This is a genomic window from Aeromonas sp. A35_P, from assembly GCF_002259925.1.
Lineage (GTDB): Bacteria > Pseudomonadota > Gammaproteobacteria > Enterobacterales > Aeromonadaceae > Aeromonas > Aeromonas dhakensis.
On the sequence record NZ_NEVB01000227.1, the window covers coordinates 1 to 22,453 of the forward strand.

At 62.8% G+C, this 22,453-nt stretch carries 21 protein-coding genes and 1 tRNA gene; 10 read left to right on the forward strand and 12 right to left on the reverse strand.

Annotated elements, in window-relative coordinates; translation table 11 throughout:
• From CAK78_RS17775 to hypA, 9 genes are all read left to right on the forward strand, one after another.
• Positions 1 to 505: IS1595 family transposase (locus CAK78_RS17775; RefSeq protein WP_141214207.1), on the forward strand; the 505-nt coding region annotated here is incomplete at its 5' end.
• A 148-nt stretch (positions 506 to 653) separates the two neighbouring features.
• Positions 654 to 745: transfer RNA gene (locus CAK78_RS22900), tRNA-Sec, on the forward strand.
• 263 nt (positions 746 to 1,008) lie between these two features.
• On the forward strand, positions 1,009 to 2,436 hold the full coding sequence (gene selA / locus CAK78_RS17780) for an L-seryl-tRNA(Sec) selenium transferase (RefSeq protein WP_094698156.1): 1,428 nt from the start codon (positions 1,009 to 1,011) through the stop codon (positions 2,434 to 2,436).
• 4 nt (positions 2,437 to 2,440) lie between these two features.
• On the forward strand, positions 2,441 to 4,324 hold the full coding sequence (gene selB / locus CAK78_RS17785; protein ID WP_094698157.1) for a selenocysteine-specific translation elongation factor: 1,884 nt from the start codon (positions 2,441 to 2,443) through the stop codon (positions 4,322 to 4,324).
• Complete coding sequence (gene hypF / locus CAK78_RS17790) at positions 4,321 to 6,759, forward strand: carbamoyltransferase HypF (RefSeq protein ID WP_094698158.1); 2,439 nt, start codon at positions 4,321 to 4,323, stop codon at positions 6,757 to 6,759. Before selB ends, hypF begins: the two co-directional genes overlap by 4 nt.
• A gap of 5 nt (positions 6,760 to 6,764) precedes the next feature.
• Positions 6,765 to 7,016, forward strand: coding sequence for a HypC/HybG/HupF family hydrogenase formation chaperone (locus CAK78_RS17795; RefSeq protein ID WP_040065728.1), 252 nt, complete (start codon positions 6,765 to 6,767; stop codon positions 7,014 to 7,016).
• On the forward strand, positions 7,010 to 8,122 hold the full coding sequence (gene hypD, locus CAK78_RS17800) for a hydrogenase formation protein HypD (RefSeq protein ID WP_094698159.1): 1,113 nt from the start codon (positions 7,010 to 7,012) through the stop codon (positions 8,120 to 8,122). The genes CAK78_RS17795 and hypD overlap by 7 nt, the downstream gene beginning before the upstream one ends.
• An 85-nt stretch (positions 8,123 to 8,207) precedes the next feature.
• Entirely contained in the window at positions 8,208 to 9,212 is a 1,005-nt protein-coding gene (hypE, locus tag CAK78_RS17805; RefSeq protein WP_094698160.1) for a hydrogenase expression/formation protein HypE, read from the forward strand.
• Positions 9,213 to 9,281: 69 nt separating this feature from the next.
• Positions 9,282 to 9,623: a hydrogenase maturation nickel metallochaperone HypA gene (hypA, locus tag CAK78_RS17810; RefSeq protein WP_017765855.1), complete on the forward strand. Its 342-nt coding sequence runs from the start codon at positions 9,282 to 9,284 to the stop codon at positions 9,621 to 9,623.
• Here the strand turns inward: hypA and CAK78_RS23210 are convergent.
• Entirely contained in the window at positions 9,601 to 9,960 is a 360-nt protein-coding gene (locus CAK78_RS23210; RefSeq protein ID WP_303396023.1) for a hypothetical protein, read from the reverse strand. The two genes, hypA and CAK78_RS23210, sit on opposite strands and share 23 nt — an antisense overlap.
• Between CAK78_RS23210 and hypB the strand changes: the two genes are divergently transcribed.
• Positions 9,841 to 10,695 (forward strand): hydrogenase nickel incorporation protein HypB, encoded by an 855-nt coding sequence (gene hypB, locus CAK78_RS17815; protein ID WP_217900836.1) that lies wholly within the window; start codon positions 9,841 to 9,843, stop codon positions 10,693 to 10,695. The two genes, CAK78_RS23210 and hypB, sit on opposite strands and share 120 nt — an antisense overlap.
• A 348-nt stretch (positions 10,696 to 11,043) precedes the next feature.
• Here the strand turns inward: hypB and CAK78_RS17820 are convergent, their stop codons facing one another.
• The 11 genes from CAK78_RS17820 to hybO form a co-directional block, all read right to left on the reverse strand.
• Positions 11,044 to 11,685: an ATP-binding cassette domain-containing protein gene (locus tag CAK78_RS17820; RefSeq protein ID WP_094698162.1), complete on the reverse strand. Its 642-nt coding sequence runs from the start codon at positions 11,683 to 11,685 to the stop codon at positions 11,044 to 11,046.
• 100 nt (positions 11,686 to 11,785) lie between these two features.
• Positions 11,786 to 12,574, reverse strand: coding sequence for an ATP-binding cassette domain-containing protein (locus CAK78_RS17825; RefSeq protein WP_094698163.1), 789 nt, complete (start codon positions 12,572 to 12,574; stop codon positions 11,786 to 11,788).
• Positions 12,575 to 12,781: 207 nt separating this feature from the next.
• Positions 12,782 to 13,594, reverse strand: a complete 813-nt coding sequence (locus CAK78_RS17830; protein ID WP_094698164.1) for an ABC transporter permease — start codon at positions 13,592 to 13,594, stop codon at positions 12,782 to 12,784.
• Positions 13,584 to 14,588, reverse strand: a complete 1,005-nt coding sequence (locus CAK78_RS17835) for an ABC transporter permease (protein ID WP_094698165.1) — start codon at positions 14,586 to 14,588, stop codon at positions 13,584 to 13,586. The genes CAK78_RS17830 and CAK78_RS17835 overlap by 11 nt, the downstream gene beginning before the upstream one ends.
• Positions 14,573 to 16,204: an ABC transporter substrate-binding protein gene (locus tag CAK78_RS17840; protein WP_094698166.1), complete on the reverse strand. Its 1,632-nt coding sequence runs from the start codon at positions 16,202 to 16,204 to the stop codon at positions 14,573 to 14,575. Before CAK78_RS17840 ends, CAK78_RS17835 begins: the two co-directional genes overlap by 16 nt.
• Before the next feature lie 127 nt (positions 16,205 to 16,331).
• A complete protein-coding gene (hybE, locus tag CAK78_RS17845) occupies positions 16,332 to 16,856 on the reverse strand; it encodes a hydrogenase-2 assembly chaperone (protein WP_094698167.1) in 525 nt (174 codons plus the stop codon).
• Entirely contained in the window at positions 16,838 to 17,368 is a 531-nt protein-coding gene (locus tag CAK78_RS17850; RefSeq protein WP_005301934.1) for a HyaD/HybD family hydrogenase maturation endopeptidase, read from the reverse strand. Before CAK78_RS17850 ends, hybE begins: the two co-directional genes overlap by 19 nt.
• Positions 17,368 to 19,071: a hydrogenase 2 large subunit gene (gene hybC, locus CAK78_RS17855; protein WP_094698168.1), complete on the reverse strand. Its 1,704-nt coding sequence runs from the start codon at positions 19,069 to 19,071 to the stop codon at positions 17,368 to 17,370. The genes CAK78_RS17850 and hybC overlap by 1 nt, the downstream gene beginning before the upstream one ends.
• Positions 19,068 to 20,255 (reverse strand): Ni/Fe-hydrogenase cytochrome b subunit, encoded by a 1,188-nt coding sequence (gene hybB / locus CAK78_RS17860; protein WP_094698169.1) that lies wholly within the window; start codon positions 20,253 to 20,255, stop codon positions 19,068 to 19,070. The genes hybC and hybB overlap by 4 nt, the downstream gene beginning before the upstream one ends.
• Positions 20,248 to 21,273, reverse strand: coding sequence for a hydrogenase 2 operon protein HybA (gene hybA, locus CAK78_RS17865; protein ID WP_094698170.1), 1,026 nt, complete (start codon positions 21,271 to 21,273; stop codon positions 20,248 to 20,250). The genes hybB and hybA overlap by 8 nt, the downstream gene beginning before the upstream one ends.
• Positions 21,274 to 21,275: 2 nt before the next feature.
• Positions 21,276 to 22,409, reverse strand: a complete 1,134-nt coding sequence (gene hybO, locus CAK78_RS17870) for a hydrogenase 2 small subunit (protein ID WP_094698171.1) — start codon at positions 22,407 to 22,409, stop codon at positions 21,276 to 21,278.
• Positions 22,410 to 22,453 lie beyond the last annotated feature (44 nt).

The window sequence follows — 22,453 nt, forward strand, 5'->3', positions numbered from 1 at the left end:
TGGCGAGCACCGTGGTGGCAAACGGGGTCGGGGCGCGGCAGGCAAGACGCCATTTGTGGCAGCAGTGGCCCTGAACAAGGAAGGGCATCCAATCAAGATGCGGATGACGGTGGTCGATGGTTTCAAAACCAAGTCCATTGCTGATTGGGCAAAACGGCATGTTGCCAGTGGTAGCGCGGTGATATCCGATGGATTGGCCTGTTTCAGGGCGGTGAAGGAGGCCAATTGTGAGCACCTGGGTGTTGTCACCGGGGGCAACCTTGACTTGCTGGATCATCCGGCATTCAACTGGGTAAACACGATGATAGGGAATGTGAAGAACTCGCTGCGGGGCAGTTGCCATACGCTCGGAGCGAAGCATTTACCGAGACATCTTGCTGAATACTGCTTCCGGTTTAATCATCGTTTTGACCTCAAAAGCATGTTGGTTGAATTGGGGCATGCAGTCGTGGCAAGCCCTCCGATGCCATATCGGCTCTTGAAGCTGGCTGAGGGTCATGGGTAATCAGGAATTAATAACATCGGGCTAATTGCCATGAAATTGATATGCATCAACGCCAATGTATTTTTATGCAAATTATACAAGCTGCTATTTTTAAACATAAAAAATCGTTGCCAGCCACGAAAAACTGTCACAAAATGGTGGCCATTGCGGAAGCTGATGGGGTCTGGTGGCCTCCTCGGTCTTCAAAACCGATGAGAGCCGAGAAGGCTTTGGCAGGTTCGATTCCTGCCTCTTCCGCCAAATCTCATATATTGGAGAGAAACCGTCAATTTTGTCTAAGACTGATTGGCGATCGTTTCATATATTGTTAAAACAAGGCGCCTGCCGCATTGCCAATATAATCTGAATGCGCTTCAACATGCTTATTTCCCTGTTCAATAATTAATTTATCCATTCGCCTTTTAATTCATGAATGGTGGACAGCCGCAAACAAGCAGCCTCGAAGCGGCTTTCCCCGGCAAGGTGGCGTGCATGTCACTCCCACGCACAGCCCGGGTCATTCCATGCCAACTCCGTCTGACGTATCCTCCCTCGCCCCCAGCGCCTCTTATGCCGCGACGCCAGCAAACCAGCGCCGCTTGCCACAAGTGGAACAGCTGCTGCAGCAACCTTTTCTCGCAGGGTTTATCGAGGCGCTGAGCCGCCCGCTGGTGACCCAGGCGGTGCGCAATACCCTGAGCGAACTGCGCCAGAGCGAAGATTTTCGCCAGCACGGTGTTGCCCCCGAGCATCTTGAGGCGCTGATTGCCAAACGCTGCCAGCAGCAGCTGCGCCAGCGTCAGACCCGGGTGATCAACGCCACCGGTACCCTGGTGCATACCAATCTGGGGCGCTCGCCATTAAGTGCCGAGCTGTGGGACGAGGTGCGCGAGCTCAACACCGGTTACAACAATCTGGAGCTGGATCTCGCCACCGGCAAGCGCGGCGGGCGCAAGGGGCTGATCGCCACTTTGCTCACCTGCCTCACCCAGGCCGAGGATTCGCTGGTGGTCAACAACAACGCCGCCTCCCTCTTTTTGCTGCTGCAGGAGGTGGCCAAGGGGCGCGAGGTGATCGTCTCGCGCGGTGAACAGATCCAGATTGGCGGCGGCTTTCGCATTCCCGACATTCTGGCGCTCTCCGGCGCCAAGCTGGTGGAGGTGGGCACCACCAATATCACCACCGCCAAAGACTACCTCGATGCCATCACGGATCAGACCGCGCTGGTGCTGATGGTGCACAGATCCAATTTTGCCATTCGCGGTTTTACCGAATCCCCCGATATCGGCGAGCTGGCCCGTGCCCTGCCCGAGCAGGTGGTGCTGGCGGTGGATCAGGGCTCGGGCTTGACCACCGAAGAGTTTGCGCCGGACGAAACCTCGGTGCGTCAGTACATCAAGGCGGGGGCGGATCTAGTCTGCTACTCCGGCGACAAGCTGATGGGCGGACCCCAGTGCGGCATCATCAGCGGCCGCGCGGACCTTATCAAGCGGCTGGAAAAACACCCCATGATGCGCACCTTCCGCTCGAGCCGCATCATCCACTCCCTGCTGGAACGCCTGCTCATTCACAAGCTCAACAAATCCCCCGTCGGTGAGGGTATCGCTCAGCGAGTCTTAAGCAACCCGGCCGCCATGGAGGCGAAAGCCTCCCAGCTGATATCTGCCCTGCCCGGCTGCTTTGTGCCCGTTCCCGCCCAACTGGTGGTGGGCGGCGGCACCTTGCCGGACGAGTTTTATCCGGCCCCTGCGCTGGAGTGCACCGATCCGCGCCCCGCCCAGCAGCTGCTTGATGCCCTGCGCGAACTGCCGGTACCGGTCATCGCCACCGTGCGCCAGCAGAAGGTGCTGCTCAATATGGCCACCCTGCTTGATGAGGACATGGAGCTGCTGATCGCCCAGCTCAAAGCGCTGCTGTTGCCCAGCCCGACCACAGCAAACGAGGAGCCCTGATCCCATGACCCCCTATCGCGCCGTTATCGGCCTTGCCGGCCACGTGGATCACGGCAAGACCCTGCTTATCAAGGCGCTCACCGGCATCACCACCGCCCGTGCCCACGAGCAGGCCATCGGCATGACCCAGGATCTCGGCTTTGCCCACTTCGACGACGGTCAGGGCAACACCATAGGCGTCATCGACGTGCCCGGTCATGAGCGCTATATCCGCAACATGGTGGCAGGGCTCTGGAGTCTGGATCTGGTGCTGCTGGTGATCGCCGCCGACGAGGGGTGGATGCCGATGACCGGCGATCACCTGCGCCTGCTCAAGGCGATGGGGGTGCCGCGTCTCTTGGTCTGCATCAACAAGTGCGATCTGGTCAGCCTCGACGAGCTTTTGCTGCTTGAGGAGAGCCTGCTGGAGCGGGTGATGGACGAGAGCGGCATGGTGCCCGATATCGTCAGCGTCAGCGCCAAGACCGGTGAGAACATGGCTGCCCTGCACGCCGCCATCGTGCGCCAGCTGGGGGATATGGCCGAGCATCATGCCCCCCGCGAACGGGCCGCCCCGCGACTGTATGTAGACCGGGTCTTTACCGCCAGCGGCACAGGTACCGTGCTTACCGGCACCCTGCAGCAGGGCAGACTCAAGGTGGGGGACAAGCTGCGCCTCTACCCCGCAGGCCGGGAAGTACAGGTGCGCTCCCTGCAGGCCTATCACCAGAGCGTCGATGAAATTGGCGCCGTCTGCCGGGTGGCGGTGGGCCTGAAAAAAGTGCCCCACAAGGAGGTGGCCCGCGGTCACTGCCTTACCAGCGCTGCCGGCCAGTGCGAGGCGGCCACCCACCTTATCGTGCGGCTAAATGAGGTCGGCGGCAGCATCCGGGAACAGCGCAACCGCGAGGTTGAAATCGCCCTCGGCAGCTGGCATGGCCGAGCCCGTCTCGTGCCCATCAAGGATACCCGGCTGGCGCGGCTGATCTTTGTCAGCCCCATCCCCTGCTTCTTCGGCCAGCCGCTTGCCATCATTCGCCACGGCAGCAGCGAACTGCTGCATGGCGCCCGCATCGTCTGGTGCGGCGACATCCACCCCGCCAGACGCAAGGCGCTGCACGCCCTGCTGGGCGAGCTGCCTGAAGAGCTCAAGCGCTACAACCCCGCCGCCCTGCAACTGGGCCTCAACGGCTATGTGCTGGCCAGCCGCTTTGACCAGCGGCCCGAGCAGGTCACCCCTCTCGGTGAGTGGCTGCTGGACAACCACTGGCTGGCCCGGAGCCGCGACCAGCTGCTCGCTACCCTGGCCAGCGAACCGCTGAGCGCCGCCGAGCTCACGACCCGCTTTGGCATCGCCCTGCCGGTCACTCAGGCCCTGCTCCAGCAGCTCAAGAGCGAGCAACTGATCCGCCTGCACCATGACAAGTGGCAGCCGGGCAGCGGCGAGTCGGAAGATGATTTGGGGGAAGAGGCGCAGCTGGTGCTCAAGGTGGTGCGAGATCAAGGCAAGGAGGGTTACGAGCCCGGTAAACTGGGCCCCGGCGGCGTGGCGCTGGATCCCTTTATCACCCAGAAACTGCCCGCGGCCCTGCAGCAGGGCTTGCAACAAAAAGGCGCCCTGCAAAAGCAGCTGCGCAATCTGGCGCGACTCAAGTACCTGGTGCAGCTCGATGGCCCCATCTACTACGACGCCACCCTTTACAACCAGATGGTCACCGCCGTGCTGGCGGGCCAGCAGGTGGGAGATCTGATCGACATGGCATCCTTCAAGGAGATCACCGGTTTGTCGCGTAAATACGCCATTCCGTTCTGCCTGCGCATGGAGATGGATGGCTGGGTGCGGCGCGAGGAGAACGAGCGCCGGGTGTTGCGTTTGCCGCAGACTCAAGATGAGATGGAGCCGGCATGAGCGCTGCTACCGCCCCCTCTGGCTCTGCCAATCCTGTGGCCAACCGGCTGCGCCGCGAATTTCATATCGACGGTATCGTGCAGGGGGTGGGCTTTCGCCCCTTCGTCTATGGGCTGGCGCTGCGCCACGGCCTTGCCGGCTATGTGTTGAACGACGCGAGCGGCGTCACCATCGGCGCCGAAGGCTCCCCCGAGCAGCTCGCCAGCTTTGCCCGCGAGCTGCGGGAACTGGCACCGCCGCTGAGCCGCATCGATCATTTTTGCGAGCGGGAACTGCCCCTCGCTCATGATCCCGACTTCGATGGCCAATTTCATGGCCCGTTTCGAATTAAAGCGAGCCAGCAGCAGAGCGCGGCCACGGTGGCCATCTCGCCGGATCAGGGAATGTGCGAGGCGTGCGCCAACGATGTGGCCAATCCAGCAGATCGCCACCACTGCTACCCCTTTACCAACTGCACCCACTGCGGCCCGCGCTACACCATCATCCGCCGCCTCCCCTACGACCGCCCCCACACCGCCATGGCGGGCTTTGCCATGTGCCCGCGCTGTGCGGCGGCCTATGAAAACCCGCTGGACAGACGCTACCACGCCCAGCCGGTGAGCTGCCCCGAGTGCGGGCCCCATCTGACCTGGCGCAGCGGCCGCGGCGATGCGCTGGCCGAGCGCGAGGATGCCCTGCACGCAGCCGCCCGCGCCCTGCAAGCGGGGGCGCTGATTGCGGTCAAGGGGATGGGGGGTTATCACCTGATATGTGATGCTCGCAATGAACAGAGTGTGGCCAGATTGCGAACACTCAAGCGGCGCGCGCGCAAGCCGCTGGCGGTGATGATGGGTTCCCTTGCCGAGGCCAAACTGCATGTCACCGGCTGCGAAGACGAGTGGCAACTGCTCGCCTCTCAGGCCAGACCCATTACCCTGCTGCGCAAGCGCAAAAACGATGATCGGCTCTCAGAATCGCAGCAACCTGCGGCCCCGCTGGCCGAGGGGATAGCCCCCGGCATCCCCTACCTTGGAGTTATGCTCCCCTATACCCCGCTCCATCAGCTGCTGCTGGATGCCTGCGCCATGCCGCTGGTGGCCACCAGCGCCAATGGTCGCGGCAGCCCGATCCTTATCGAGTGCGAGGGGGTGGTCAGGGAACTCGGCAGCGAGATTGACGGCATCTTGGATCACAACCGCCCCATCCTGCACCCGTGCGACGACAGTCTGGTGCAGTGGGCGGGCGGGCGGCGCCAGACGTTGCGCCTCGCCCGGGGCTATGCCCCCTGCACCCCCAGCCTGCAAGAGGCGGTCAAGGCGCCGCTCTTGGCTGTCGGGGCGCAGCAGAAGAACCAGCTGGCGCTCGCCTTCGGCCGCCAGCGCATCTACAGCCCCTATATCGGCGATCTGCATAGCCTGCCGATGCAGGACCACTTCGAGCAGACCCTGGCCACCTTTCGCGATCTCTACGATCTCAAACCCGAACTGCTGGTCTCGGATCGCCACCCGGGCTACCTCAGCCACCAGTGGGCCAAAAACTATTGCCGCGACCATGGTGCCACCCACCTCCAGGTGCAGCACCATCACGCCCACCTGCTGGGGGTGATGGTCGAGCACAACATCACAGGCCCTGTGCTGGGGGTTGCCTTCGATGGCACCGGCCTTGGGGATGACGGCACCCTCTGGGGCGGCGAGCTGCTGCTGGCCGATGTAAAGGGCTTCGAACGCGTTGCCCACCTCAAACCCTTCAAGCTGATCGGCGGCGAGGCGGCCATCCGCGAGCCGGTGCGCCAACTGCTGGGGATGCTGTTTGAATCGCACAGTCCTGAGCAGATCCGCGCCCTCGATATTCCGGCGATCAAGCAACTGCCTCTCGAGCGGATCAGCAACCTGCACCAGCTCTGGCATCTCGGTCGCAACGCCCCTTACACCAGCTCCATCGGTCGGCTGTTCGATGCGGTGGCGGCGCTGTTGGGCCTTGTCGATACCCCGGATTACGAGGGCGAAGCGGGACTCTTGCTGGAGGCAGCCGCCTTGCAGCTTGCCCCCGATGAACAGCCCTTCCCCCTCGCCTTTGATCTCAGCCAATCAACAGAGGGGCCACTGCAGTTCGAGTGGGCCGAGCTCATCCATACCCTTGTCAACGAGCGGCGCCAAGGCACCGCCACCGCCCGCCGGGCTGCCGGTTTTATCCGCGCCATCAGCAAGCTGGTCATCGACCTTGCCGGGCGTTTCCCCGGCTATCCGGTGGTACTGGGGGGCGGCGTGTTTCAAAACCGGGTGTTGATGGACCAGCTGGTCCCCGCACTCGAAGCCGCCGGCCGGCAGGTATTGACCTCTGAAACCCTGCCGCTCAATGACGGTGGCATCGCCGCCGGTCAGCTCTGGTTTGCCATCCACCATCTTGCCACGCACCAGCCTGTCACCACCGGTTGTGCCACCTTGTCGGAGTCCTGAAATCCATGTGTCTATCCATTCCCTCTCAGGTGGTGCAGCTGCACCCCGAAGATAACTGCGTCACCGTCGACACCCTGGGAGTGCAGCGGCGCGTCAGCTGCATGCTGCTCGAGGAGCCTCTCCAGGTAGGCGATTATGTGCTGCTCCATATCGGCTTTGTGATGAGCAAGATTGACGAAGAGGAGGCGCAGGCCAGCCTCGAGAGCTTCCGCCAGATGGTGGCCCTGATGCCCAAACAGGATATCTTGCCATGCTGACCTTGAATGACCTGTTTCAGGGCTTTCGCCAGCCCGAGGTGATCCGTGCCCTCGCCGCCCAGATCACTGAACTGGCCAAAGATCTGCCCGAGCCGCTGCGGGTGATGGAGGTGTGCGGCGGCCATACCCACACCATCATGAAATACGGCCTGCACCAGTTGCTGCCGGCCAGCATCGAGTTCGTCCACGGCCCCGGCTGCCCGGTCTGCATCATGCCCAAAGAGCGCATCGATCAGGCCATCGAGCTGGCTTGCCAACCGAACGTCATTCTGGTCACCCTTGGGGACATGATCCGGGTGCCGGGCTCCAAAGGCACATTGGCCCAACAGCGGGCCAAGGGGAGCGATATCCGCCCCGTCTATGACCCCCTCGATGCCCTGCGCATCGCCCGTGAGAACCCGGACAAAACCGTGGTCTTCTTCGCCATCGGTTTCGAGACCTCCACCCCGATGACGGCCGCCTTGTTGGCTGCGGCTGAAGCTGAGGGGATTGAGAACCTGCTGTTTCATATCAACCATGTGCTGGTGCCCCCCGCCATTCATGCGGTGATGGCCGACGGGGTGGCCAAGGTGAACGCCTTTATCGGCCCCTCCCACGTCAGCGTCATCACCGGCGCCGATATCTACCTGCCCATCGTCGATCGCTATCAGGTGCCGGTGGTGGTGAGTGGCTTCGAGCCGGTGGACGTGATGGAGGCGCTCTTGATGATGGTGCGCCAGAAGGTGAAGGGTCGCTACGCGCTGGAGGTGCAGTACAGCCGCGCCGTCACCGCCAGTGGCAATAAAGCCGCCCAGCGGCTGGTCGAGCGCTTTTTCGAGACCCGCGAGCACTTTCGCTGGCGAGGTCTGGGAGATATCAACGCCTCCGCCCTGCGCCTGCGCGATGCGTTTGCCAAGCGCGATGCGGAGCGTCACTTTGCACTCAATCAGACTCCCATCGATGACCACAAGGCGTGCCAGTGCGCCGATATCCTGCGCGGCCTGGCCAAACCGAACCAGTGCAAAGTCTTTGGCCGGGGCTGCACCCCGACCCAGCCCATGGGCAGCTGCATGGTCAGCTCCGAAGGGGCTTGCAATGCCTACTACCGATATATGGGGATCCAATGAGAGAAATTCAGTTAAGCCACGGCGGTCGGGTGATGAGGAGAGATGAACCAGCCTGTTTCTGCAATCTTGTGGAGAACCAGACCCGATGAGAGAAATCCAACTTAGCCACGGCGGCGGCGGCGTGGAGATGAACCAGCTGATCAACCAGCTCTTCTTTCGCCACTTTGGCAACGAGATCCTGCTGCGCGGTGAAGATGCCGCCCTGCTGCCGGTAAGCGGCCCCATCGCCTTTACCACCGACAGCTTTACCGTCTCGCCGCTCTTCTTCGAGGGGGGCGATATCGGCAAGCTGGCCATCGCCGGTACGGTCAATGATCTCGCCATGATGGGGGCCAAACCCGAGTATCTGAGCGCCAGCTTTATCATCGAGGAGGGGTTCCCCTACGCCGATCTCGCCCGCATCGTCGAGTCGATGGCAGCAGAGCTTGCCAAAAGCGGCGCCCGCATCGTCTGCGGCGACACCAAGGTGGTGCCCAAGGGGGCGGCCGACAAGATCTTTATCAACACCTGCGGGGTCGGTACCTTCCCGCTGCCCGAACAGAGCCGGGGCATCTCGGTACGCAACCTCAAGGCCGGTGACGCCATTCTGGTGTCGCGGGATATCGGCCGCCACGGCGCCTGCATCCTGATGGCCCGCGACGCACTGCAACTGGGATCCGATCTGAAAAGCGACTGCACCACCCTCTGGCCGCAGGTCGAAGCGCTACTGAAGGCCGGCATTACCCCTCACGCCCTGCGCGATGCCACCCGCGGTGGCCTTGCCGCCGTGCTCAACGAGTGGAGCACCGCCTCCCAGGTGGCCATCGAACTGGAAGAGTCCGCCATTCCGGTCTGCGATCCGGTGCGGGGCCTGTGCGAACTCTACGGTTTCGAACCCCATGATCTCGCCAACGAGGGGACCATGGTGCTGGCCCTGCCTGCCGAACAGGCGCAGGACGCGCTGGGCATCTTGCGGCAGTTCAACCCAGCAGCCAGCCAGATCGGCGTGGTGCAGGCAAGCGATCGCCACAAGGTGATCCTGAACAACCCTTGGGGTAGCCGCCGTTATCTGGAGCTGCCGCAAGGGGAGCTGCTGCCGCGGATCTGTTGAGCAACCATGCCGTTCCGTCAATTACAGGGAGGAGTCACTGCTCCTCCCCATCTCGGTTAAGGAGCCACCATGCACGAAATGTCTCTGGCCATGGCCGCCATCGATCTGGCGGCCGAGCAGGCCACCCAGCGGGGCTTTACCAAGGTGACCGCCCTCTGGCTCGAGGTCGGCAGCTTCTCCTGCGTCGACCCGGACACCATTGCCTTCTGTTTCGAGGCGGCCGCCAAGGGCACCGCCGTCGAAGGGGCCCAGCTGCACTTTCAGCACCAGGCGGCAGAGGCCTGGTGTTACGACTGCAACCAGACGGTCACCCTCACCGAGCGCGGGCAGGCCTGCCCCGGGTGTGGCGGATACAAATTACGAGTCGCGCAAGGGAACAGCCTGCGCATCACCGACATCGAGGTAAGTTGATATGTGTAGCGTATGCGGATGCGGCCAGGCGCGGATCGCCGGCCATGAACACGATCATGAGCATCATCACGAACATGAACATCACCATGAACATGGGCATGAGCACGACCATCATCATCATGACCACGAGCAGAGTGCGCAGCGTACCCTGATCATTCACCACCACTATCACCATCAGGGGGATGTCCATCACCACTACCACGGGGTGCGGGCACCCATAAGTCATGAGGGGCATGAGCACCACCATGATCACCCCCACGACCATCATCATGAACATGCCCACTCTCATGACCACGGCCATTCCCACGCGCATCCCCATGATCACAGCCATGACCATGACCATGACCATGACCATGACCATGACCATCAGCAGGGTGATCTGCACTATGGCAAAGGGGAAGCGGGATTGTCAGTGCCCGGCATGGGACAGCGCCAACTGATCGCCATCGAGATGGACGTGCTGGCCAAGAACAATTCACTGGCGGCCCACAACCGCGAGCACTTCACTGCCGCAGACCAACTGGTGCTCAACCTGGTGTCGAGCCCGGGTTCAGGCAAGACCACTTTGCTCTGCGAAACCCTGCGCCAGCTGGCCGACAAGCGCCCCTGCGCCGTGCTCGAAGGGGATCAACAGACAAGCAGTGATGCGGATCGCATTCGTGCCACCGGTGTCCCTGCCGTGCAGATCAACACCGGCAAGGGCTGCCATCTGGATGCCAAAATGGTCCACGATGCCTGCCACCAGCTGCCCGCCAATCCCGGGGGCATCCTCTTTATCGAGAACGTGGGCAATCTGGTCTGCCCCGCCAGCTTCGATCTCGGCGAGAAGTACAAGGTAGCGATCCTCTCCGTCACCGAGGGGGAAGAGAAGCCGCTGAAATACCCGGACATGTTCGCCGCCGCCCAGCTGATGGTGATCAACAAGATCGATCTGCTGCCCTATGTCAGCTTTGACGTGGCCCGCTGCATCGAGAACGCCAAACGGGTCAACCCCTATATCCAGGTGATCCAGGTCAGCGCCACCACGGGTGAAGGGATGGATGCCTGGCTCAACTGGCTGGCCACGGCCTGAACCAGAACCGGTTAAACGCCGCTGATAACGGTAGAAAACAAGAGAGGGAGGCTGATGCCTCCCTCTCTTTTATCTGCGTACTTTGCCAACAATTCCTCTGTCCAGAATGGCCAGCGTTTCATACTCGCCCCTCACCCTGGCCCTCTCCCCAGGGAGAGGGAACCGGTTCGTGGATGCCGCGACTATACGACTCCCTCAACCCCCTCAGGGTGCTTCGAGCATAACAACCAGCCATATTTTCAAACCCCGAAGTTCTCCAAACCCTAAACCCTGAGCGTGATGAGATGGCTCCTTCTGTTCCCTCCTCCCCTTGCGGGAGAAGGGCTGGGGATGAGGGGGAACTAACCCTTAAGCAGCACTTTCGGCCAGCACCATAGGCTCAGGCTGCACCTCACCAAAGCGCAACACCCGATGGCAGATCTGGCGCAATAATGCCTGTTGGTGACTGAAGACAAGCATGGCGAGCCCGCGCTGCTCGCACTCAACCATCAACTCCCGCCAGAGTTGACGCTGGATTTGCGGATCCAGCTGGGCGGTCACCTCATCGGCAATCAGCAACCGGGTGCGGGGATCGAGGGCACGCAGCAGTGCGATACGGGCCAGCTCACCACCGGAGAGCTGACCGGGTTTACGACCAAGCCAGGCAGGCTTGACCATAAAACGGACCAGCATGGCGTCATCGGGGCGCCATACATCCCAGAGCGCCTGCCCGGTAGTGCGATAGGGATTGAAGGTAAGCTCCGGATGCTGGGGCACCAGCTGGATGGGGTGATAACCTTTTACCTGTTCAGGCACAGACTGCCCATCCAGCAGGATCTGCCCACCCGCCCCAACCGGTTGCCAACCCGCCAATACCCGCCCCAGAGTGGTCTTGCCATAACCGCTCGGCGCAGAGATGCCGAGCCGCTCGCCCGCTTTCACCGTCAGCGATAGCCCCTGCCAGAGGGGGCGTTCCCCCTGGGCAATGGTGAGATTTCGTACTTCCAGCATCAGGACACCTCCGGCGCAGAGAAGAGCGCATTGAATTCCGACAGCGCCTGCCACTGAATATCTGCCGCGCAGCACACGGCCAGTCTCAGAGATACCAGCATCAGGAAACTTCCGGCACAGAGAAGAGCGAATTGAACTCCGGCAGCGCCTGCCAGTGGGCACGAAGCATCTCGCTCCCCTGCCCCTGGCGCAGATGGTGGCAGCTCAAGGTGTCGCTCACCTGGCCCTGATGCAGCGCGACTATGCGATCGGCAAAACGGGCCGCCAGCGCCAGATCGTGGGTGACCCAGAGGATACCGCGGCCCTGATTGGCCAATTCACGCAACTGGCTGAGCAGCTGGCAGGCCAGCCCCTCGTCGAGCCAGGCGGTGATCTCGTCCGCCAGAATGTAGCGGGCACCGCCAAGGGCCGCGGTGCAGGCCAGAATGCGCTTGGCCATGCCACCGGAGAGCTGGCGCGGATAGCTGTCCAGCGTGGTGGCGGGCAGCTGGTAACGCAGCAGCTGCTCACCGAGCCGCTCGCGAGAACCGCTCTGACCGCAGAGGCGCGCCGCACGCCCCAGCTGACGCTCCACCGTCAGCAGTGGATTGAGGGCGCTCACCCCCTGCGGCACATAACAGAGGGTGTGGCCGCGCAGTCCGGCCCGGCTGGCGTCGCACAGGGGCGTGCCATCGAGGGAGATGGCGCCGCGCATGCGCAGATTATCCGGCAGCAGAGTCAGGGCGCTTTGCAACAGCAGGCTCTTGCCCTCGCCGCTCCCCCCCACCAGTGCCACTATCTCCCCCGGCGCCAGTTGCAGGCTGATATCGGTCAGCAAAGGCCGCCAGCTGCACCGTCCCAGCCAGGAGTAGTGGGCCGCCTCTATGGTCACCTGGTCGAAGCTCAGCATGGTTCACCCCCAAACCAGAGTTGTTGAAGGGCGCGCGAGTCACCTGATCGAACAGCGGCGCCAGCCAGACTGTGCTGACGCCAGATGGCGCTTTCAAAACTCAGCATGGTTCTCCCCCAAACCAGAGTTGTTGCAGGGCGCGCGAGTCACCTGATCGAACAGCGGCGCCAGCCAGACTGTGCTGACGCCAGATGGCGCTTTCAAAACTCAGCATGGTTCTCCCCCAAACCAGAGTTGTTGCAGGGCGCGAGTGGCCTGATCAAACAGTAAAACCAACGTCAGCAGCATCAGACCGGGGAAGAGGGCCAGCCACCAACCGCCACCGGCCAGATAACGCAAGGCATCGGCCAGCAGCAAGCCCAGCGAGGCCTCGTGGGCCGCCAGACCAAAGCCGAGGAAGCTCAGCGCCGCGCTGTGCAGCACCGCGTGGGGGAACATCAGCAAGGTGCCGATAAACCACTGGGGCAACAGCCCCGGCAGCAGGTGGGTGCACCAGCGGCGCAGCGCCCCCATCCCCTGACAGCGGGCCAGCACCACATAGTCACTGCTGGCGATCCGCCGCGCCTCGGCGCAGAGAATGAGCGCCAGCTTGGGCCAGTGGGTGAGCGCCACCGCCAGGATCACCCCGCGCATGCCACCCCCTGCGGTAAAGCAGATCAGGATCAACAACAGCATATGGGGCAGCGCCAGCATGGCGTCGATCACCAGCCGCACCGCCGCATCGCACCTGGGATGAATGAGCGAGACACTGGCCGCCACCATGGCCAGCAGGCCGCTGCACAGGGCCGTGCCTAGCCCCAACTCCAGACTGGTGAGGGTGCCCTGAAAGGCGCGCAGCCAGAGATCCCGACCCATCTGATCGGTGCCGAACCAGTGAATCAGCGAGGGGGGCTGCTGGCGGGCCAGCAGATCCATCGGCACATCCTGATGAGAGAGGCTCCAACCATAGCTGGCCAGCAGCAGCAGGCAGATCAGCGCAAAACCCAGACGCAGCAAGGAGGGGAGCGGATTAAACAGCATGCACCCCCTCCCAACCCCGGTTGATGCGGGCCAGCAGCACCCGCGCCGCCGTGTTGCCCAAAAAGACCAGCAGGGTGCAGAAGAGCACGATTCCCATCAGCAGGGGGATATCTCCCCGCAGCCCCGCATCCACGGTGGCCTGGCCGAGCCCCGGATAGGAGAAAACCCTCTCTGCCAGGAGCGATCCACCGATAAGCTCACCGAGCGATGCAAACTGCAGGCAGATCGCCGGCGTCAGAGCGTGGCGCAGCACGTGAAAGCGCAGCATGGGCCAGCCGCCATCCCCCTGGGCGCGGGCATAGCGAATAAAGTCGCTCGCCAGCACCTCGGCCACCCGCTCCCGGGTATGCAGGGCGATATTGCCAAGCCCCAGCAGCGCCAGGGTGGTGACCGGCAGCAACAGATGGCGTAACCGCATCAACCAGTCCACCTCATCGGCAACGAGGCCCGGTGTCCAGGCGCAGCAGACCGGCAACAAGGGCCAATGCACCGCAAACAGCGCCAGCAGCAAGAGGCCCACCCAGAAGGTGGGCAAGGAGGCGAGCAGGTAGGCAAAGCGGCAAATCAGGCGATCGGGCCAGCGGTTGAGATAGCGACCGGCGCAGAGGCCAAGCAGGATGCCGAACAAGCCGGAGAGCAGCCAGGCCCCCGCCAACAGCAGGAAGGAGGCAGCAAAGCGCTGGCCTATGACTGCACCCACCGGTGCGTTGTAGAGCATGGAGTAGCCGAGATCCCCCTGCAGCACCTGGCTGAACCAGTGCCAGTAGCGCAGCCAGAGCGGCTGATCTAGCCCCCAGCGAGCGGCGATGCGGGCGTATTGCTCGGGCGGTACATGGAGTAGATCGTTGCCGATATAGGCCTTGACGGGGTCGATGGGGGAGTAGCTCAGCAGCACAAAGGTGGCGACAGAGACCAGACAGAGCAGCCCTGCCAAACGCAGCAGGGCTTTCAGTGTTGCAGTCATCATGGTGGACGAACTTAGCGGCACGTCCACCGCCAATCCTGTAGGTTGTTGAGCAGGGACCAGCTACCGTGAATTTCCGGCGCCCCCTTGCCAAGGTCGATGCAGCGGTTGGCGAGATAAGTGTGCTGCACGTTGAGCAGCCAGGCCCAGGCGGCATCCCCCTGCACTCCGGCACCGGTCTTGCCATCCCACTCCACCTGCTGCCAGAACGGCACGGCCGCCTGCCAGTCGGGGGCATCCAGCGCCTGCTTGAGGTGGCCATCCACCACCGGATTGCTGTAATAACCCGGGTTGTAGAACTCCACGCCGGCGGAGCCGCTCTGGTAGTGATGATAGAGCTCCATGGGATCCAGACTCCCCCACCCCATCAGCACCGGATTGGCGTGCATCTCGCGCTCCACCTGCTCCCAGCTGCCGGACTTGAGGCTCACCTCGAGGCCGATGGGTTTGAGCATGGCCCGCACCGCTTCCGCCAGATCCCGGCGGGTGCTGTCACCGCTGGTGTACCAGAGGGTAAAGGCGGCGCGCAGATTGCCTTTGTGGCGAACGCCATCGCTCCCCATCTTCCAGCCTGCCTCATCGAGCAGGGCGTTGGCGTGGGCCGCATCCCCGTCCTTGAAAGCGGTGGCTTTGTTCAGCCAGGGCAAGCCCTCTACCGCGCTGTAGGCGGGGATGGCATGCCCCTCCAGCAGCTGGTCAGCCAGCAGCTGGCGGTCGATGGCGTAGTTGATGGCGCGGCGCACCGCCACGTCCGAGGTCACGTCGTTGCCGATGGGATAGCCCTTGGCATCTTTGCCGCCCGCTGGCGGAATAGGGAAGACGATACCGCGGTTTTCCACACTCGGGCGCACCCACAGCTTGAGGGAGGCAGGGACTGTAGGCGCCGGCGACGGAGCGATGCGCACCAGATCGAGCTGGCTGCTCTGGGCGGCGGCGTAGGCGCTCTCTTCATCGATAAAGACAAACACCAGCCGCTTGAAGCCATTGCTGCCACCGGCGTAATGGGGGTTGGCCTCCACCACCAGCTGTTGACCGGGCAGGAAGCTCACCAGCCGGTAAGGGCCGGCGCCGACCGGATGGCGGGCGTAAGCTTTTGCGTCGTAATCCCGCTTCGACACTATCCCCAGCGATCCCAGCACGTTGACGAAGGTACTCTGGGGAGCGCTTAAAGAGATGGCCACCTCGGTGGGCGAGAGCACCCTGGCCGAGACAAAGTTGCCCATGTCGATTTTGCCGCCGCCCTGGGCTGCGCTGTTGTAGGTAAAGGCCACGTCTTCGGCGGTGAGCGGCGCGCCGTTGGAGAATTTAAGATCCGGCTTGAGGCGGATAAGCCACCCCTTGCCATCCTGGTTCGGGGTCACCGATTGGGTGAGCACGTTCTGCCAGCTGAGGTCGGCGTTTTGCTTGAGCAGCGGGCTGTGCAGCAGCAGGTAGCTGCCGTGGCTCCAGCCAAGCAGGGGGTCGAACCCTTCGGTGGGCTCACTGCCGATGGCGAGCTTGAGCTCGGCGGGGACGGGCTGGGCTGCCAGCGCCATGGAAGATAAACCGCCCGAAAGCAGGGCCAGCAAGGCGGCCGCCGTGGCAGAGAGGCCTTTGCGGCGGCCGGCGTTGCTACCTGAGTGGCAGCCAAAGCATTGAATGGTCATAAGATCCCTTGTTCGTTTTACCACTCACTATCGAAAAACAGGGGCACGACAGAAGCGAGTGAGGGGCCAAAACGGCCCCTATTCTAAACTTGATTTCGTGTGAAACCTAGCTTCGTGCTGGCGATGGTTATCGCGTTCTGCGGCCCGCAAACAGCCGTCTGCGTCCCAGATCAACCTCACCAGCACCTTGCTGCACCGGAAGCGAAAGCAACATCTTGAGGGTGCTGCTCACCAGCGCCCGCCCCTCGTCGGCCCCCAGATGCGGGTCGATGGGGGACATGAGCGAGCAGGCCAGCAACTGCCCCGTCTCGGGCAATGCCCCCACCATAAAGGTCAGGTTGCCGCAGGGGAGCTGCAGGGCGAGGCGTTCGCTGCTGCGCACCGGCCAGAGCTGATCCGGCCCCGGCAGCACCACCACGCTCAGCATCCAGGGGGTGAGCACGCAGCCGAGCCACTGCCCTTCAAACAGGGTGCACTCGGCGACTATGGGCATGGCAGCGTGATAGAACGGCAACGCCTGCATCTCTTGCTGCGCGATCCGCTCGTACTGGGCCACCAGGCGCGGTGCAGGGTTCGTGGCAAAGCCGGCAAACTCCTGCGCCGGCTCTTTCACGGCTTCGTTCACTGCCTCATTCACAATGGATTGCGCCATACGCCCTCCCGCGCTCGCTCGGCCTTCTCCTGCTCAGAGAGCGGGATGGCCGGTGCCCCCAGACTGGCCAGCAGAGTCAAAATCCGATCCGTCGCCTCCCCCATGGCAGCCGCCACCACAGGGGTGAGGCCGATGCGGGGCTCGAGGGATTCTGGCTCGACCCCGATCAGGGTGAGCCGCCTGGGGGATTCCCCCGTCATGTGCAGCGCCGAGAGCACATCCGCCAGCCCCAGCTGATGGGGAGAGATCTTGCGACCGAACAGGGTCGGGATCTCCTCATCCTTCAGGGTCACCACAGTACCCGGTGGATTGCCGCTGCGCACCGCGTCCGCCAAGATGATGTGGTCGCGACTGGCCATGGCTTCGAGCAGTTCCATGCCGGCGGTGCCGCCGTCAAGCAGCTCGATGCCGGGGGCGAAACGGTAGTCGCGCTCCAGCCCCTCGACGATGCGCACACCGACGGCCTCGTCACTCAACAGCAGGTTGCCCACGCCCAGGATCAGGGTGTTCATCACAGCACCTTCACCTGAGTCGTTTCACCACTCTGGGTATCCACCACGTGCACCGCGCAGGACATGCAGGGGTCGAACGAATGGATAGTGCGCACCACCTCCAGCGGCTTGGCAGGATCCGCCACCGGGGTGCCTACCAGGGATTGCTCGTAGGGGCCGGGCTCGTCGTTGAAGTTGCGCGGACCCGAGTTCCAGGTCGACGGCACCACCGCCTGATAGTTCTCGATCTTGCCGCCCTTGATGACGATCCAGTGGGAGAGCATGCCGCGCGGCGCCTCTTCAAAGCCCACCCCGCGAAACTCCTTGTCCGCCGGGATCTCGGTCTTGATGTAGGCGCTGACATCCCCCTTGCCGATGTTGTCCACCAGCGCCTGCCACTGATGTGACAAGGTGTCTTTGAGCACGCAGCAGCGCACCGCCCGGCCGATGATGCGGCCCAGGGTGGAGTGCAGCTGTTCGGTCTTGATGGCAGAGCCGGTGAGCGTTTTGTAGAGGCCGTTCAGCTGATCGAAGTGCGCCACCGTCTCCGGGTGCTTGGCGGCCAGCTTGACCAGGAGGTCTGCGAGCGGCCCCACCTCCACCACCTTGCCGTAGAAGGTGGGGGATTTGACCCAGGAGTACTTGCCGTCATCCTGCCAGCCGGTGTAGTTGGGCTCGGTCTTGCCCTCCCACGGCTTGAGGGGTTCGTCATCCTTGTACCAGGCGTGCTTGTTGCTCTCGGCGATGCCATCCATCAGCCAGGCATCCTGATGGCTCTCGATGGGGCGATAGCCGGCCAGATCGCCGTTCTCGATGTAGCCGCCGGGCATCAGGAAGCTGCCGCCCTCCCCATCGGTAGGCAGCTCAGGCACGCTCAGGTAGTGCCTGGCCCCCTGCCCCAGGTTCAGCCACTCGGGGTAGTGCGCGGCTATGATGGCGGCATCCACCTTGTAGACCTGCTCGATGAACTCGCCGAGCCGGTCGATAAAGCTCTTCACATACATGAGGCGCTCGAGGTTGAGCACGCTCGGTGCATCCAGGTTGATGGGGTTGGCCACCCCGCCCACCGCCAGGTTCTGGATGTGGGGAGTCTTGCCGCCGAGGATGGCGACGATGCGGTTGGCATCGCGCTGGCACTCCAGTGCCTGCAGGTAGTGGGCCACGGCGATGAGGTTCACCTCCGGGCTCAGTTTCATCGCCTTGTGGCCCCAGTAGCCGTTGGCGAAGATGCCGAGCTGACCGCTCGCCACCAGGGCGCGGATCTTGTCCTGCACCTTGGTCAGCTCCTCGGCGCTGTTGAGGGACCAGGTCGATACCCCCTTGAGCATGTCTGCCGCTTTTTGTGGATTGGCCTGCAATGCGGCGGTGATGTCCACCCAGTCCAGCGCGGAGAGCTGATAGAAGTGGACGATGTGATCGTGGATATTGTGGGCCGCGATGATCAGGTTGCGGATAAACTGGGCGTTGACCGGCACCTTGGCGCCGATGGCGTTCTCCACCGCCCGCACCGAGGCGATGGCGTGAATGGAGGTGCACACCCCGCAGATGCGCTGCACTATCATCCAGGCATCGCGCGGGTCGTTGCCCTTGACGATCTCCTCCATCCCGCGCCACATGGTGCCGGACGACCAGGCCTTGGTGACGACTCCGCCTTCGATTTCACAGTCGATACGCAGGTGACCCTCGATGCGGGTGATGGGGTCTATGGTGATACGTTGGCTCATACGTTGGCTTTCCCTCGGGCCTGATAATCTTGGTGAACACGTTCAAGTGATGGCAGTACCGGCAAGAGCCGGATCAGCAGCAAATAGGCACACACCTCGATGGCGACGAAGCCCAGGGAGATCAGCACTTCCGCCGCGGAGGGGAAGTAGTGGTAGCCATTGCCGGGGTTGAAGGCGAGCAGGGAGTAGTCCAGTCGCCAGAGGGCGGCGCCCAGCAGCATGCTGAGGGCCCCCAGGAACAACATGCGCGAATCGCGGCGGCTCTTGTCCCAGTGGAACACCAGCAGCGGGAAGATCATCAGCGCGATCTCGCTCCAGAACATGATGGAGTAACGGTTAAATTCGGAGAGATAGGCCGACTTGTCGTTGATGACGATCTCGGCAAAGCGCAGCGCCACGAACAGGATCAGGAAGATGTCGATCACCTGGGTCAGCTTGTAGAACAGCGACTTCTCGTTGGGGCCGCGCCCCGCCAGCCCCGCCTGCACCAGGGAGCCTTCAAACACGACGATGGAGAAGCCCATGATGAAGGCGGTCAGAAGCGAGAAGACCGGCAGCAGCTCGTAGCTTTGCCAGAGCGGATGGATCTTCTGCCCCGCCACTATCATCAGGGATCCCATGGAGGATTGGTGCATGGTGGGCAGCAGGGCCCCCAGCGCCAGGATGAAGAACATGATCTTGTTGAGCCGCGCCATGGAGGTCTTCCAGCCGAACTTCTCCAACAACACGGGGGCAAACTCCAGCGCCATCACCCCGATGTAGATGGTCATGCAGACCGCCGTCTCGAACAGCACCGAGGAGGTGTTGAAGAAACCAGGAATGTAGAAGTAGGGCAAGTTCCAGTAACGGCCGACGTCGATGGTGATGGAGAGACCACCCAACGAATAACCGAACAGGCTCGCCAAGAGCGCCGGTCGCACCAGCGGGTGATACTCGCCCCGGTTGAAGACGTAGACGGCCCAGGCCAGCGCCCAGCCGCCGCAGGCGAAACCGGTGCCGATCAGCAGATCGAACGAGATCCAGAGCCCCCAGGGGTAGCCGCCGTTCAGATCGGTGACCGAGCCCAGCCCGAAGATGAGGCGTTTGAGGATCAGCATGCCGCACAGGATGACGAACGGCGCCAGCACCATGACCGGCCAGCTGACCAGCCTGCCCCCCAGCGGATGTGCCTTGTGATTACTCATGATCCTTGCCTCCCGATTGCTTGTCATGGCCCGCGTGCGAGTCATGATCGTCGCCATCCTGATGGTCCTTGGTGTTGCGGCGAATGAGCACCGAGAGCCCGGTCAGCACCACCAGCGGCAGCACCATCCCCTTGTAGAGGGTGTGCTGGATGTGCTCGGAGCGGGCGCCAGAGGAGAGCTCCGGCAAGTCAGGCATGTCGAGCTTGCTGTAGGGCACCCCGGCCAGCACCAGCACCTGGGTGCCGCCCCCCTCCTTCTCGCCATAGACGTAAGGCTGGTAGTTGGGCACTTCATGCAGGTAGGGGTCATTGGCGCTGAAGGTCTGGCGCGGGTAGGCATATTCGCTGCCCGGGGTGGCCAGCAGCCGGCGCTTGGCCTCGGCCATCAGCGCCTCGCGGGTGCCGAAGATGACGGCGCCGGTGGGGCACACCTCGACGCAGCCGGGCAATTTGCCCTGATCGATGCGCGCAAGCCCCTTCTGGTTGCAGAGCTCGCACTTGTGGATCGCCCCGAACGGGTTGTCGTAGTCATATTTGGGCACGTCGAACGGGCAGCCCACCATGCAGTAGCGGCAGCCGGTGCAGACGTCCGGGTCGTAGTGGACGATGCCGGTCCTGGGATCCTTGGTCAGCGCCTGCACCGGACAGACGGAGACGCAGTTGGGATCGACGCAGTGCATGCACTGCTTCTTGATGTAGGCATAGCCATCCACCAGCTGATCCTTGTGCTCACCCGTGCCGCTCTTCCACACCTGAATGATGTTGTTGGTGTAGGGGCTCAGCTTGTCGTTGTTGGACCAGGTCGCTTCCCCGGCCGGATTGGCCGGGTTGCCGTTGAGACGCTGACACTCCGCCACACAGGCCTGGCAGCCGATGCAGAGGGTGGAGTCGTAGAGCATGCCGAGCGCGCCGGGAATGGGCGGCTTGTTCTGTGCCGCCGCCAGGGCAGTGCCGGAGACGGTGGTGCCCGCCGCCAGCGCACCGACGGAGGCGAATTTGAGGAAATTGCGTCTGTTCACGGTCACTCCTCCCGTGAGGTGTGCTGCCCGGCTTCATGGCGCTTCTGCTGGCGGCCGAGCTCGCGCACCGTCATCAGACTCACCCCGACCAGCACCCCGAGCGCCCCACCGATAAGGCCGGTGGCGGTGGGCGACATGTGCCCTCCCTCCTGGATGGCCACGTCGGGCTTGTTCACCCGCGGGGTGGGATTCTCCACCTTGGCGAGCTGGAAGATCCCCTTGCTGAACCCCACCCCCTGCTCGTTGCAGCCGTAGCAGGGGTGGCCGATGCCCACCGGCCAGATGCCGCCGCCCACGTCGCAGAACTCCAGGGTCGAGCAGTTGCCGTAGGTCTCCGGCCCTTTGCAGCCCAGATGGTAGAGACACCAGCCTTGACGGTGGCCCTCATCGCCAAACTCCTTGGCAAAACGCCCTGCGTCGAAGTGCGGACGACGCTCGCAGTTCTCGTGGATGAGCCGCTCATAGGCAAACAGCGGCCGCTTCTTGGCATCGTGCGTCGGCAGCTTGCCGTAGGTGATGTAGTAAGCGACCGTGGTGAGAAAGTTGTGGGGATTGGGCGGGCAGCCCGGGATATTGATAATCGGCGTGCCGAGGTTGCCGAGGGCCTCCTCCAAGCTGACGGCGCCGGTGGGGTTGCCACCGCTGGCGGGCACTCCGCCCCAGGCGGCGCAGGAGCCGATGGCGATGACGGCAGCCGCATCGGCAGCCGCACGGCGAATATGGTCGACGATGGGCTCACCGGCCACCATGCAGTAGATGCCGCCATCTTTAAGCGGGATGGAGCCATCCACCACCAGCACATACTTGCCCTTGTAGCGTTCGATGGCATTGTGCTTGTTCTCTTCGGCCTGATGACCGAAGGCCGCCGAGAGCACCTCGTGGTACTCCAGCGAAATGGTGTTGAGGATCAGGTTCTCGATGGTGGGGTGGGTGGCGCGCAGCAGCGACTCGGTGCAACCGGTACACTCCTGCGCCCCGATCCAGATCACCGGTGGCCGCTCGGGGCTGGTGAGCGCGGTAGCCATCTTGGCGACGGCGTGTTGGCTTAATCCAAGGGTTGCGGCCATCCCGGCGCACAATTTCATGAAGTCACGGCGATTAATTCCATGAGCCGATAAAAAAGTATCCTCGACCATTCTTTTTATTCCCGTAGTGAGCACTTGTTTGATAAATGCTTAAT